The sequence below is a fragment of the Streptomyces sp. NPDC028305 genome, from assembly GCF_055569495.1.
In genome coordinates this window covers 327,302-339,800 of record NZ_JBVHTN010000004.1, presented here as the reverse complement: position 1 = coordinate 339,800, position 12,499 = coordinate 327,302, and the positions used below count along the sequence as shown (strand labels likewise).

The 12,499-nt window shown below is 70.7% G+C and carries 12 protein-coding genes; 8 read left to right on the top strand and 4 right to left on the bottom strand.

Annotated features, from left to right (window positions below):
• Nucleotides 1-381: 381 nt before the first annotated feature.
• Nucleotides 382-1,134, bottom strand: coding sequence for a GntR family transcriptional regulator (locus ACZ4WQ_RS17795; RefSeq protein ID WP_311727569.1), 753 nt, complete (start codon nucleotides 1,132-1,134; stop codon nucleotides 382-384).
• Nucleotides 1,135-1,424: 290 nt separating this feature from the next.
• Here ACZ4WQ_RS17795 and ACZ4WQ_RS17790 point away from each other — a divergent pair, with 290 nt between their 5' ends.
• Nucleotides 1,425-2,846, top strand: a complete 1,422-nt coding sequence (locus tag ACZ4WQ_RS17790; protein ID WP_398371108.1) for a M1 family metallopeptidase — start codon at nucleotides 1,425-1,427, stop codon at nucleotides 2,844-2,846.
• 15 nt (nucleotides 2,847-2,861) lie between these two features.
• On the opposite strand, the gene ACZ4WQ_RS17785 is transcribed toward ACZ4WQ_RS17790, so the two are convergent.
• Nucleotides 2,862-3,677: a nitrilase-related carbon-nitrogen hydrolase gene (locus ACZ4WQ_RS17785; RefSeq protein ID WP_398371106.1), complete on the bottom strand. Its 816-nt coding sequence runs from the start codon at nucleotides 3,675-3,677 to the stop codon at nucleotides 2,862-2,864.
• 114 nt (nucleotides 3,678-3,791) lie between these two features.
• On the bottom strand, nucleotides 3,792-4,133 hold the full coding sequence (locus ACZ4WQ_RS17780; RefSeq protein ID WP_358845229.1) for a DoxX family protein: 342 nt from the start codon (nucleotides 4,131-4,133) through the stop codon (nucleotides 3,792-3,794).
• 94 nt (nucleotides 4,134-4,227) lie between these two features.
• On the opposite strand from ACZ4WQ_RS17780, the gene ACZ4WQ_RS17775 reads away from it, so the two are divergent.
• The 5 genes from ACZ4WQ_RS17775 (at nucleotide 4,228) to ACZ4WQ_RS17755 (ending at nucleotide 9,215) form a co-directional block, all read left to right on the top strand.
• Nucleotides 4,228-5,127 (top strand): LysR family transcriptional regulator, encoded by a 900-nt coding sequence (locus ACZ4WQ_RS17775; RefSeq protein ID WP_311727564.1) that lies wholly within the window; start codon nucleotides 4,228-4,230, stop codon nucleotides 5,125-5,127.
• A gap of 53 nt (nucleotides 5,128-5,180) precedes the next feature.
• Nucleotides 5,181-6,815 carry an FAD-binding oxidoreductase gene (locus ACZ4WQ_RS17770; RefSeq protein WP_398371103.1) on the top strand — a complete coding sequence of 545 codons (1,635 nt, stop codon included), beginning with the start codon at nucleotides 5,181-5,183 and terminating at the stop codon, nucleotides 6,813-6,815.
• Nucleotides 6,816-6,929: 114 nt separating this feature from the next.
• On the top strand, nucleotides 6,930-7,361 hold the full coding sequence (locus ACZ4WQ_RS17765) for an XRE family transcriptional regulator (protein ID WP_398371101.1): 432 nt from the start codon (nucleotides 6,930-6,932) through the stop codon (nucleotides 7,359-7,361).
• Between the two features lie 37 nt (nucleotides 7,362-7,398).
• Nucleotides 7,399-7,977, top strand: coding sequence for a ParH-like protein (locus ACZ4WQ_RS17760; protein ID WP_352129652.1), 579 nt, complete (start codon nucleotides 7,399-7,401; stop codon nucleotides 7,975-7,977).
• Nucleotides 7,974-9,215 (top strand): MAB_1171c family putative transporter, encoded by a 1,242-nt coding sequence (locus tag ACZ4WQ_RS17755; protein ID WP_398371098.1) that lies wholly within the window; start codon nucleotides 7,974-7,976, stop codon nucleotides 9,213-9,215. The genes ACZ4WQ_RS17760 and ACZ4WQ_RS17755 overlap by 4 nt, the downstream gene beginning before the upstream one ends.
• A gap of 86 nt (nucleotides 9,216-9,301) precedes the next feature.
• On the opposite strand, the gene ACZ4WQ_RS17750 is transcribed toward ACZ4WQ_RS17755, so the two are convergent.
• Complete coding sequence (locus ACZ4WQ_RS17750) at nucleotides 9,302-9,451, bottom strand: class III lanthipeptide (RefSeq protein WP_311727559.1); 150 nt, start codon at nucleotides 9,449-9,451, stop codon at nucleotides 9,302-9,304.
• A gap of 189 nt (nucleotides 9,452-9,640) precedes the next feature.
• Between ACZ4WQ_RS17750 and lanKC the strand changes: the two genes are divergently transcribed.
• The gene (lanKC, locus tag ACZ4WQ_RS17745) at nucleotides 9,641-12,196 is read left to right on the top strand and encodes a class III lanthionine synthetase LanKC (RefSeq protein ID WP_385345481.1); all 2,556 of its coding nucleotides are present in this window, start codon (nucleotides 9,641-9,643) and stop codon (nucleotides 12,194-12,196) included.
• A gap of 75 nt (nucleotides 12,197-12,271) precedes the next feature.
• Complete coding sequence (locus ACZ4WQ_RS17740; protein ID WP_311727558.1) at nucleotides 12,272-12,397, top strand: SapB/AmfS family lanthipeptide; 126 nt, start codon at nucleotides 12,272-12,274, stop codon at nucleotides 12,395-12,397.
• Nucleotides 12,398-12,499 lie beyond the last annotated feature (102 nt).

Genomic DNA, 12,499 nt, shown 5'->3' with positions numbered 1-12,499 from the left:
GCGGGTTTGAGCTGAGTTTGAGGTCCACCTCTCACGGATGCGCTCTTGACCGTATCGACGCAGGTCAATCACTGGTAAAATCCATGAGAAGCATAAGTCAAGGGGGGTTTGGGGGGCCCTTCGCGGGATCTTTACCGGCCGGGCACGGGACTTATTGATCCCGCCCGCAATCGCCTATAACCCACCGGGGAAGCGACGACTCTTCCTCAATGTTCGTGCACAGATACCGCGAATGGGCCCGGATGGCTGGGTGACGCGAGTTGCGTACGATGTGCCGCTTTTCATGCAGCGGCCACGGACCTCAAATCTACCTCAAATTCCACCCAGCTCAAATTCAGCTCAAACCCTTATCCGATAACTGGAGTTGAGGAATGTTTCCGCTCACTTCACCGGGAGGTGGTACGCGACGCGGTACCGCTCGGCCAGCACCACCACATCGGCCGTCTCGACGGGGCGGCCGCCCGCGAAGTACGTACGCGAGATGACGAGGACGGCGTGGCCCGGTACCCCGCCCAGCGTCAGCACCTCCTCCGCCCGGCCGGGCCGCGCGGAGACCTCCTCCGTCACGTTGTCCACCACCAGGTCGATGGCCGCCATCCGCTCGACCACGCCGCGCCCGGCCAGCGGCCCCTCCTCGGGCAGCATCACGGGCGAGCGGCCGGTGACGGCGAGCGGCTCCCAGGACGTGGAGATCATCACCGCGTCCCCGGCGGCCCGGAACACATAGCGGGTGCGCATGACGCGCTCGCCGGGGGCGATGCCCAGCCGCCGGGCGGTCTCGCGCCCGGCCTCCTCCCGCTCGCTGCTCGACTCCCAGGTGCCGATGATCCGGTCGTCGGCCTGCTCCTGGCGGAACGGGTTGGACCTGCCGCGGTCGCGGTAGCCGGTGCGGATCAGCCGGCGCGGGACGGGAAGCGCGCGGACATAGGTGCCCGAGCCGGAGCGCCCCTCGACCAGGCCCTCGGCCATCAGCACCTTGCGCGCCTCGAGGGCGACGGTGTCGGAGACCCCGTACTCCTGGCGGATCCGGGCCTGGGAGGGGAGACGGGTATGCGGTGGCAGCTCGCCGGTGGTGATCTTCTTCCGGAGGTCGTCGGCGACTCGGAGGTATGCGGGCTGGTCACCAAAGGCCACGTGCGCTCCCAGTGGTTGACAGTCGGCAACAGCTTCGCAACCGAGGGTTGTCGTACGCAACTACAGGCCAGAGCTTCACCAGAAGTGGTGAACCGCAGCTCAGAGACGTTTACTTCGACAACGGCGCATCAGGCCGCTATCAATGGCGATCAACGCCCGAAACATCTCCGCACACCGCCGTACACCGCCCGTACACCGCCGCCCGCCCGGCGCTCAGTGCTGTTCAGTGCCGTTCAGTGCCGTTCAGTGCCGTTAAAGGTTTCATCCGCCAGTCCCTCAGGAGCCCCGCCGTGCGCACCCGTCCCTCCCCGCGGCCACTGCCCGCCGCCCTCGCCCTGCTGCTGTGCGCCGCCTGCACCGGCGGCTCGGGAGCCCGGGACACCGCCGACGACGTCCCCGGGACGAAGCCCGGCGCCGCCGGCGTCGGCGATCCGCTCTTCCCGAAACTCGGCAACGGCGGCTACGACGTGACCCGTTACCGCCTCACCCTCGACTACGCCCCCGACTCCGGCCGCCTCAAGGGCACCGCCGAGATCAGCGCCCGCACCACCCGCGCCCTGACCTCCTTCCACCTGGACCTCGCCGGGCTGCGGGTCCGCGAGGCCAGGGTCGACGGCAAGCCCGCCAGGACCGCGCGCTCCGGCACCGAGCTGACGCTCACCCCCGCCGCCGCCCTCCCCAAGGGCCGCGCCTTCAAGACCACGGTCGTCTACGACGGCAAGCCCAGGACCATCAAGGACCCCGACGGCTCGGAAGAGGGCTGGATCAAGACGGCCGACGGGGCCTTGGCGGTCGGCGAGCCCACCGGCTCCATGGCCTGGTTCCCGGGCAACCACCACCCCTCCGACAAGGCCGCGTACGACATCACCATCACCGTCCCCCAGGGCTACACCGCCGTCTCCAACGGCGAGTTGACCCGCCGGAGCGAGAACCACGACCGCACCACCTTCCACTGGCGCACCGACGAACCCATGGCGAGCTATCTGGCCACCGTCGCCATCGACGACTTCGACATCCACACCACGACCACCGACGGCACGCTCCCCCAGTACGTCGCCATCGACCCCGAGCTGGCCGACCGCGCCGCCGAAGTCCCCGACCAGGTCACCGAGGTCATCGACTGGGAGAGCCGGACCTTCGGCCGCTACCCCTTCTCCTCCACCGGGGCGATCGTCGCCGACGTACCCGACCTCGGCTACGCCCTGGAGACCCAGACCAAGCCGCTCTACCCCTCCCCGCCGAGCGAGCCGCTCATCGTGCACGAGCTCGCCCACCAGTGGTTCGGCAACTCCGTCACGCCCCGGACCTGGAAGGACATGTGGCTCAACGAAGGGTTCGCCACCTACGCCGAGTGGCTGTGGGAGGAGGACCACAACGGCCGCACCGCCCAGGAGATCTTCGACGACTTCTACGACGGCACGGACGACGAGAGCGAGGGCATCTGGGACTTCCCGCCCGCCGCCCCGCCCAGCGCCGGCCAGGTCTCGGACCCGCCCGTCTACGGACGCGGGGCGATGGTGCTGCACAAGGTGCGCGAGGCCGTCGGCGACAAGACCTTCTTCGCCATCCTGCGCGCCTGGACCCGCGACCACCGCCACGGCAACGCCGACACCGCGCAGTTCATCGCGCTGTGCGAGAAGAAATCGGGCAAGGACCTCCAGGGCCTCTTCGACATCTGGCTGTACGGGGACGGCAAGCCGAAGAAGCCGTGACGCGCACACCGACGCTCAGCCGGGCCCGGAGCGCCCCGCCCCGGGGGCCGGGATGGCGAGGACGCGGTCCCGCAGAACCGGGAGCTCGGCCCGGATCGCCGCGACCGCGTCCGTGTCGATCTCGGCGGTGAGGACCTCCTCGCCCGCCCCGGCCTCGGCGAGCACCGCGCCCCATGGATCGACCACCAGGCTGCCGCCCGCCTGCTCCATCCCGCCGTGGGTGCCCGCGGCGCAGCAGGCCAGGACGACGGCCTGCTCCTCGACCGCGCGGGCACGGACCAGGATCCGCCACTGCTCGCGGCGCCCGGCGGGCCATGCGCCGGGCACGACCAGGATCTCCGTACCGGCGTCGACCAGTGCCCGGAACAGCTCGGGGAACCGCAGGTCGTAGCAGGTGGCGAGGCCTAGCTCGCCGAGGTCGGTGGGGACCGTCACGACGTCCCGCCCGGCGGCCATCCAGGCGGCCTCACCGGTGTCGAAGCCATAGCGGTGGATCTTGCGGTACGTGCCGCGCAGCGCCCCCGTCCGGTCGAAGACCAGCGCGGTGTTGTAGAGGGCGCCGCCGTCGCGCTCCACCACCGTCCCCGCGTGCAGCCAGACGGCCGCGGATCTGGCCGCCGCCGACATGGCGCGCAGGGTCGGCCCGTCGATGCCGATGGGCTCGGCGCCCGTCCGCCAGTCGTCGTAGGCCCAGGCGCCGGTCGGCCAGAGCTCGGGCAGCACCACGAGGTCGTCACCGGCCCGGTCGCGGACCAACGCGGCGGCGCGGGCCCGGCGGTCGTCGGCGGATTCCGTGTCCGAGACCTCGAGCTGGACCAGAGAGGCGCGCACGGGTCGCCCCCTTCCGTGGACCGTCCCGCCGATGCGAGGGGACGGCGACATCAGTGACATTCTCCCAGCCCTCCCGCCGACCCGCAGCCCGCCGAGGTCGCAGCCCCGTGGCGGCTATATGAGGGCAGCGGCCAGAGCCGCGACGGCCAGCCCCAGATATCCCACGGAAAACGCGATGTTGTGGAAGACGCGCTTGCGCACATGCGCGCCGACGGCACCGACGAAGAACAGCACGAGCCCGACCGCGGCGGCGACCCCGATCAACCGGACCCCCAGAAGCCCGAGCAGCAGCCCGGCGGCCCCGGCCGCCTTGAGCACCGCGAGCCAGGGGATCCAGGTCCGCGGAACACCCACCTCCGCCGAGTTGGCGAGCACGAACTCCGCCTTCGCCAGGTCTGCCACCGCGATCCCGGCGTTCGCCACGATCGCGGCGACGGTAACGGCCGCGTACCCCATGATTCCTTACACCCCTTCCCGTCCCTGCCCCCCGCTGACCAGCCTCGTCAAGGCTCGGAGCGCCGTCCAATACCCGTGTCCATAACCTGGCGGCATGGATATCGACACGCGGTTGCTGCGGTACTTCGTCGCCGTGGCGGAGGAAGGGAACCTCACCCGTGCCGCGCGGCGGCTGTTCGTCTCCCAGCCCGCGCTGACCAAGCAGATCAAGCAGTTGGAGGACCAGCTCGGAGCGGCCCTGTTCACCCGCTCCCGGTCCGGCATGGCCCTCACCGAACCGGGCCGCGCGCTGGCAGAGCGGGCGCCCGCTCTGCTGGCCGAGTGGGACGGCATCCTGCGCGAGACGAAGGCCGCCGCCGGCCGGGCCGCCCGCGTGCTGCGCGTCGGCTTCGTGGCCAGCGGGGCCAACGAGGCGACGCAGCTCATCGTCGCCGGGTTCTCCCGCCGCCGACCGGGCTGGCGGGCGCAGCTGCGGCAGGCCTCCTGGGCCAACCCCTCGGCCGGGCTCGCCGACGGAGAGGCCGATGTCGCCCTGGTGCGGCTGCCCTTCCCCGGCCAGGACGCGCTCCGCACGGCGCTCCTCTTCACCGAACCCCGCTGCGTCGCCCTCGCCGCCGCACACCCCCTGGCCGCCCGCGACGTGATCCCCTTCCGGGCCCTGTGGGACGAACCCTTCGTGGCGGCCCCCGCCGAATCCGGCCCATGGCGCGACTACTGGCTGGCCGCCGACGAACGCGAGAACCACCCGGTCCGCATCGGCGCCGTCACCGACCAGCCCGACGACTGGCTCAGCGCGATCGCGAACGGCTACGGCATCGCCCTCGCCCCGGAATCCGCCATCCGCTTCTACGCCCGCCCCGGCGTCGTCTACCGCCCCGTCACCGGAGTCAGCCCCAGCCAGGTCGCCGTCGCCTGGGCCCCGGCCGACGACGCCAACCCGGTCGTCCAGGACTTCGTCAGCTGCTGCCTGGCCTCCGCCGCCACCCGGTTTTAGATCCGCTTAACGGCGCTCAGGCACCTTTGGCGCCTATCCAGGGGGTGGGGACCATGCGGGAGCAGACCAGACGTTCCATGCTGCGCTCGGCGGCGGCGGTCGGTGTCGGTACCGGGATCGGGATCGGGATCGGGATCCCGGCCGCCGGGACCGCGAGTGCGACGGAGGCGCCCGGCCAGGGGGCCACCTGCCCGCCGCCGCTCGGCCCCGTGCGGGTCGGCAGCAAAGACCGGCGCTACTACGAGCTGGTGCGTCGCGGCACCAACGCGCGCTTCACCGGATCGCCCGATCACGTGCGCGTCGTGGGCAGCACCGAACACGTGGAGGAGGCGGTGCGGGACGCGGTACGCGGTGGCCTGCGCGTCGCGGTGCGCGGCGGCGGACACTGCTTCGAGGACTTCGTCGACAATCCCGAGGTCCGGATGGTCATCGACATGTCCGGCATGACGGCCGTCTCCTTCGACCCGGACCGCAACGCCTTCGCGGTCGAGACGGGCGCCACGCTCGGGGAGGTGTACCGCAGGCTGTACCTGGGCTGGGGCGTGACCATCCCGGGCGGCTGGTGTCCCTCGGTGGGCGCGGGCGGGCATGTACAGGGCGGCGGCTTCGGCACGCTGAGCAGGCTGCACGGGCTCACCGTCGACCACCTGTACGGGGTCGAGGTCGTCACCGTGGACGGCGGCGGGCGGGTGCGCACGGTCGTGGCCACCCGCGAGGACAACGACCCGCACCGGGATCTATGGTGGGCGCACACCGGGGGCGGCGGCGGCAACTTCGGAGTGGTGACCCGCTACTGGTTCCGCTCCCCCGGCGCCGGCGGCTCGGACCCGGCACGGCTGCTGCCGGCCCCGCCGCGGCACGTGCTGACGTTCAGGGCGGCGTGGCGCTGGCAGGACCTCGACCGGGCGGCGTTCACCCGGCTGCTGGAGAACCACGGCGCCTGGGTCGAGGCCAACAGCGACTCCGGCTCACCCGCCGCCGCGCTGCACTCCGACCTCCTCCTGATGCCGTCCGTGCTCGGCGCCCCGTACATCATGGGCCAGGTCTCCGCCGAGTCGAACGCCGAGCGGCTGATGCGCGACCACCTCGACGCGATCAGCGCGGGCACCGCGGCCTACTCCCTCACCCAGCTGCGGAAGGAAGTGCCCTGGCTCCAGGCCGCGCTGATCGGCACCGGGGAGGGCGTGAGCCGCCGCTATACGAAGATGAAGTCGGCCTACGCGAAGAAGACGCTCAGCCGCGCCCAGACCGAGGTGGCGTTCTCGCATATGACCGACCCCGACCCGGGCCGCGTACCGGGCGTGATGACGCTGTCGACGTACGGCGCCAGGGTGGGAGACATCGCCCCCGACGCCACCGCGTATGCCCACCGGGGGGCCCGCTTCAAGATCGGGTATGTGACGGCCTGGGCCAACCCCTCGGACACCGACGCGTTCGAGGCGGGCGTCAGGAACTTCTACCGGGCGATGTACGCCGGCACGGGCGGGGTCCCCGTCCCGGATGAGATCAACGACGGGGCGTACATCAACTACCCCGACGCCGACCTGCGGAACCCGGCCTGGAACACCTCGGACACGCCGTGGCACCACCTCTATTACAAGGACAACTACCGGCGCCTCCAGCAGGTGAAGGCGAAGTACGACCCCACGAACGCCTTCCGCCACAGCCTGTCCATCGAGCCGGCCTGAACCGGCCGGCCACTCGGTGTCCCAGGTCAGCCCCCGCCGCGGACACAAGCTAAGATGGACGTGTTTTCGTGGGTGCTTCATTCAGGCTGACCCCGTGGTGGAAGGGAGTCGCACGTGAGCGACACCGATCCGTCCGCGCCGACGACTCTCGCGGACAAGATCGACGCGCTGTTCCGCATCGTCCGGCGCCCCAACCGCGAACAGTTCAGCCACGAGGAGGTCGCGCGCGCCTGCCGGGAGGTCACCGGGGAGAGCTTCTCCACCACCTACCTGTGGCAGCTGCGCACGGGCCGCCGCGACAACCCCACCAAGCGGCACCTCGAAGCGCTCGCCCAGTTCTTCGACGTCCCGGTCGCGTACTTCTTCGACGACGACAAGGGAGCGGCCATCGCCAAGGACCTGGAGCTGCTGGGAGCCCTGCGGGACGCCGGGGTCCGGAGCATGGCGCTGCGCGCGGTGAACCTCTCGCCGGAGGCGGTCAGCACGATCAGCGACATGATCGACGTCCTCGCCCGCCGTGAGGGCGCGGACCGCACCGAGGGCTGACCCGCGACAACGGCCACACAGCGACCGGGGGAAGAGGATGCGCGTGCGCAGCGGCCTGAGCAGCAAGGACCTGTGGCAACGATGTCGGCGTCTGGTGGACGACCTCGACCTGCCGACCCCGTTCGACACGGCCACGTTCATCGGCATGCTGGCACAGGCCCGGGGCCGGCCGATCGAGCTCGTACCGGTCGCGGCCCGACCGCATCTTCCGTGCGGGCTGCTCGTCACCACCGACCGCGCCGACCGCATCCTCTTCCCCGCGGACACCACACCACTCCACCAGCAGCACATCCAGCTGCACGAAGTGGCCCACCTGCTGTGCGGTCATCACGAGACGTCTCCCGCGGTGTCCTCGGCCGTCGAGGTCTTACTGCCCCATCTGCCGCCTTCGCTGGTCCAGCGGGTTCTCGGACGCACCGTCTACAGCGAGCCGCAGGAGGAAGAGGCCGAGCTGGTGGCGTCGCTCATCCTGAGCCGTGCGGCTCAGCTCGACCGGGCCGGACACGCCAAGGCGTCGTCGGCCGACCCGGAACAGGCCCGGCTGCACTCGCTGTTCGGCCCACGCGGACAGCACCGGGACTCGCCCCGCAACGCGCACCGGCGGCGGCACCCGTGACGAACCTGACCGCGTCTCTCGCCGCCCTCGTCTTCCTGGTGTTCGCCGTGCACCGCCTCGTGACCACCCGCGGCGGGAGAGTGGATCCGGCCCACCGCGACGTGGCCGGGTTCGCGTTGTGCGCGGGAACGGCGATGCTGCTCAACGCCCCGGCGGTGATGGATTCGCTGGACCGGCTGCTTCCGTCGCCCGATGCCGAGCTGCTCCTCACGTACCAGCTGAACGTCGCCGCCGCCGCCTTCCTCGTACTGATCGCGCTGACCATCGATCCGCCGGCGGCCGAACGGAAAGCCTTATGCCGCCGGCGCCGCATCCGCGCCGCCGTCCTCGTCCAGGCCGCGGCGCTGGGACTGTTCCTCGGCGCCGGCGTCACCACCGTCGGCGCGTCGGCGGTGGCCGCGCCCGGCCGCGGCTGGGTCCTCGCCTCGTACAACGTCCTCTTCGCCGGCTACTCCTGCTGGTGCCTGTACGTCCTCGCGCAAGCCGTCATCCGGCAGACGCGGCGCACGCCACCGGGCTCGCTGCGCACGGGCCTGAGGCTGGCCACGCTGGCCACGGCCACCGCGGCGGTGTGGGCCCTGTGGGCTCTGGACGACGCCGCCGCCAACCTCGCCCAGGGCAGCCAGGGCCTGGGCGAGGACGTCGTTTCCACGACTCTCGGCATGGTCACCGCCGTCCTCGCCACGGCCGGCGCCACGGCCACTCGATGGGGCGACCGGATCACCGCCCCGCTGCGCCGGCTGCGCGCCCGCCGCGCGCACAAGAACCTGGAACCGCTGTGGTCGGCGCTCTACGCCGAACTGCCCGAGATCGCGCTGGACCCGGACGCCGCCGTCCGGCGCCCCGGTCTGCGCCGAGCGGAGTTCGCCCTGTACCGCAGGGTCATCGAGATCCGGGACGGCAGCATGGCCCTGAGGGCCTATCAGCAGACGGAAGCACTCACCTGGGCCATGGAGGCGCTCGACCGCGCCGGCCCGGCGGCGGCCGACCCCGAGGCCGTCCTCGAAGCCGCCGTCATCGCCGCGGCCCTCGAGAACAAGCGGGCCGGGCGCACGCACAGCGGCACACCGGACCAGCACCGCCGGACACCGACGGCGCACCTGGAAACCACCGAGGACGAGGCGGCCTGGCTGGTTCGGGTCACTCGCGCGCTCATCCATTCCCGAGTGGTCGGCGACGTCCTCGACCGTATGCGCGACCACGTCGCGGCGGGAACCGAAAGCTCGGGTCGCGCCTGAGACGAGGGACATCCCCGATGTCCGCCGATGCGCCGTCAGCCAGAGTCGTTCGAGACGCCGTCAGTTGTGCACGTTCCGCGTGTTCCCTACTCCACTGCCCGCGTGACGGTCGTGGAGCAGTCCATGAACACGCTCAGATGACTGTTGCTGGTGGTGATGGTCATGGTCGTGGGGAACGCGTCCGCGACCTCGGTTTCCGCCGGCTCCAGGGACTGGAGGGCCAGAACTCTGCTCATGACTGTCTCCTTGTGGGTTGACCGGACGGCAGATTAGCTCATGTGAATGAGTTTTAGAAGGTCATTCATTTCAGTTGACATGGCGCATGCGGTTCGCCCATCGTGTGGTGCGTCAACCGGTGCGAGAAGAGCGGGCCCGACCGCTTCGCCGTACTGGACGGTCTCGTACGCGGCCCACTGGAGAGACGGATGAGGAAACCGTACGGATTCACTGTCGCCGACCCGGACTTCTACGCACCGCTGGAGAGCGCTCCCGCGCCCGGCTGGCTGTTCCGTCCGAGCCGGGTCCCGGACGGGTGGACGTCCAGCCAGGCAGGCGTGTGGACCATGTGGCTGCCCGAGGACGCCGCACTCGCCGACTGCGGCTGGAAGGTGCATGTCTCGGCCCGGCCCGACCGCCTCGACGAGGTCCTCGACATCGCCGCCGGCATCCTCTTCGAACAGGGCACAGCCTTCAAGCACATCACCGCGGAGCTGTTCTACGAGTGGATGCACCAGAAACACGCGGCTCGTCCACAGAGCGGCAAGTTCATCGCCGCCTATCCCCCGGATGTCGCGGCCTCACGCACGTTGATGGAGGCGCTGAGCGAGGCGCTGAAGGATGAGGAGGGCCCGTACGTCCTCAGCGACCGACGGTTCGGCGCATCCCGCACGGTGCACTATCGCTACGGGGCCTACCGGCGGTCCGAGCGGCTGAATCCGGACGGTACGCGCCTGCCGCTCGTCCGTGACGGCCACGGAAACCTGGTCGAGGACCAGCGCGGGGTGTCGTTCCACCTGCCGGCCGGCATAGAAGACCCCTTCGCGGAATCCGTTTCCGCCCCCTCCGACGAGCTGTCCTTCGGCGGGTTCACCTTCGAGGCCGTGCTGCGGCCCAGCAACGGCGGAGGCGCCTACCGGGGGCGCGAGAACAGCACCGGCCGCAGCGTGTTCATCAAGGAGGCACGGCCGCACACCGGCGTGAGTGCGGGCAACACCACCGCGCCCGAGCGGCTGCGGGCCGAGTGGGAGACCCTCAAAGCCCTGCACGCCGCCGCCCCCGGGCTCGTACCCGAACCGATCGCGTACTTCCGGGAGTGGGAGCACGAGTTCCTGGTCACGGAGTTCATCGAGGGCCGCACCCTGAACGCGTGGACAGTCGCCCACAATCCGAGCATCAGAACGGCACCGACGCACGATGACTTCGCCGACTACTTCGCGCGGTGCGAACGGGTCTTCACGGAGACCCAAGGGGCCCTCGACAGACTCCATTCCCTCGGCTTCGTATTCGTCGACGTCAGCCCCGGCAACGTGATGGCGACCGACGACGGCGCGGTCCGGCTGATCGACTTCGAGGCGGCAGCGCGCATCGGCAGCGATTTCGCTCCCATGGGCACGCCCGGATTCAGCCCGCCCCGCAGCCTGACCGGCGCGGATCCCGAGATCTACGACCACTACGGGCTGAGCGGAATCGCCGAGTTCCTGATCTTCCCGCTGAACCTGGTCGCCCACCGCAACCCCGACGTTCTGACACATCTGCGTCATGGCATCGAGAAGACGGCGCCGGTACCGGACTCTCTGTGGACGCACGCCACCCGCTATCACACCCCGTCCGACAGCCCCTCGCTCCCCACGCCCGCGGACGTGGAAAGCGACCCGCTCACGCATCTGGCCGCACTGCGGGAAAGCACCGCGGACGCCCTCGTCGCGATGGCCGATCCGGGCCACTCGGAGCGAGTGTTCCCCACCGTCCCGGAGGGGTACCTGGCCAACACGCTGTGCGTGGCCTACGGGTCGGCAGGTGTCCTGCACGCCCTGACCCGGGCCGGCCGGCCGCTGCCCGAGGGGGCGCTGGAGCGGCTGCGGCGCGACGCTCTCTCGGCCGCGCCGACTCTGCCACCCGGCCTGCACGTCGGCCTGTCGGGCATCGCGTGGGTCCTCGCGGACCACGGCCTGATCGAGGAAGCGGCCGACCTGCTTTCCACAGCCACCCCGCATCCCCTCGCCGCGCGGAGCGCCACCCTGTCCGAAGGCTCGGCCGGTATCGCGATGGCCCATCTCGCCCTGTACCGCCACACAGCCGACGAGCGTCACCTCGACCGAGCCCTGGCCATCGCGGCCGCGCTGCCACCGGACAGCGAGCTCACCCCGTACCTCGGTCCCGACGACGCGGTCGGCCTCCTGCACGGCCGGAGCGGCATCGCCCTGATGTTGCAGCAACTCGCCCATGTCACCGGGGACAGCGGCCCGCTCACCCGTGGCATGCGCCTGCTCCATGCGGAACTCGACCGTGCCTCCGACCCGCTCGCTCCCGACCTGTCCTTCCCGGTCTCCACGGCCGACCGCCGCGCCATGCCGTACATGTACAGCGGTACCGCCGGAGTCACCTTCGCGGTGTCCCGATATGCCGCCGCCGTGGATGACGAACGGCTGGCCGGGGATCTGCCCAGGCTGCTCGCCCGGCTCGACTCGAGGTTCACCGCGATGCCCGGGCTGTACCAAGGGCTCTCGGGTCTCGGCCTGGTCCTGGCCGAGCACGCCCGTCTCACCGGCGACACCGAAGCCCGGGAGGCGGCCCTGCGCGTCGCACAGGCGTTGTACACACACGCCGTTCCGCACGCGGACGGTACGCGTTTCCTGGGCGACCAGACGCTCCGGTTCAGCGCCGAACTCTGGAGCGGTTCATCGGGAGTGCTGCTCTTCCTCAGCCAACTGCTCGATCCCGCCCCGAATCCCTTCTTCACCGTGGACGCGGTCCCCGCATGAGACCCCACAAGCTCCCGGCCGCGTCTGTTGTCGGCCGGGGTCACCAACCATCCCATCGATGAAAGGAACACCACCATGCCTCAGATCCTGGAGCTTCAGGAGCTCGAGACCAGCCAGGGGCACGACGAGGACGGCGTCGAGGCCTGGAGCTCGCTCAGCGGCTTCGCCTGCGACAGCAACTTGAGCCTCATCGTCTGCTAGTAACGCCGGCCCGACAGCGTCGCACCATCGGTGGGGAGGTGTCAGGTGCCCGACACCTCCCCACCCCCGCCGAAGCCACGCGGCGGAGCCGCACATCGGTGC

Coding starts and splice junctions, on each gene's coding strand:
- ACZ4WQ_RS17780 (WP_358845229.1), bottom strand. CDS start 4,133: ATGGGGTACGCGGCCGTTACCGTCGCCGCGATCGTGGCGAACGCCGGG.
- ACZ4WQ_RS17775 (WP_311727564.1), top strand. CDS start 4,228: ATGGATATCGACACGCGGTTGCTGCGGTACTTCGTCGCCGTGGCGGAG.
- ACZ4WQ_RS17770 (WP_398371103.1), top strand. CDS start 5,181: ATGCGGGAGCAGACCAGACGTTCCATGCTGCGCTCGGCGGCGGCGGTC.
- ACZ4WQ_RS17760 (WP_352129652.1), top strand. CDS start 7,399: ATGCGCGTGCGCAGCGGCCTGAGCAGCAAGGACCTGTGGCAACGATGT.
- ACZ4WQ_RS17750 (WP_311727559.1), bottom strand. CDS start 9,451: ATGAGCAGAGTTCTGGCCCTCCAGTCCCTGGAGCCGGCGGAAACCGAG.
- lanKC (WP_385345481.1), top strand. CDS start 9,641: ATGAGGAAACCGTACGGATTCACTGTCGCCGACCCGGACTTCTACGCA.
- ACZ4WQ_RS17740 (WP_311727558.1), top strand. CDS start 12,272: ATGCCTCAGATCCTGGAGCTTCAGGAGCTCGAGACCAGCCAGGGGCAC.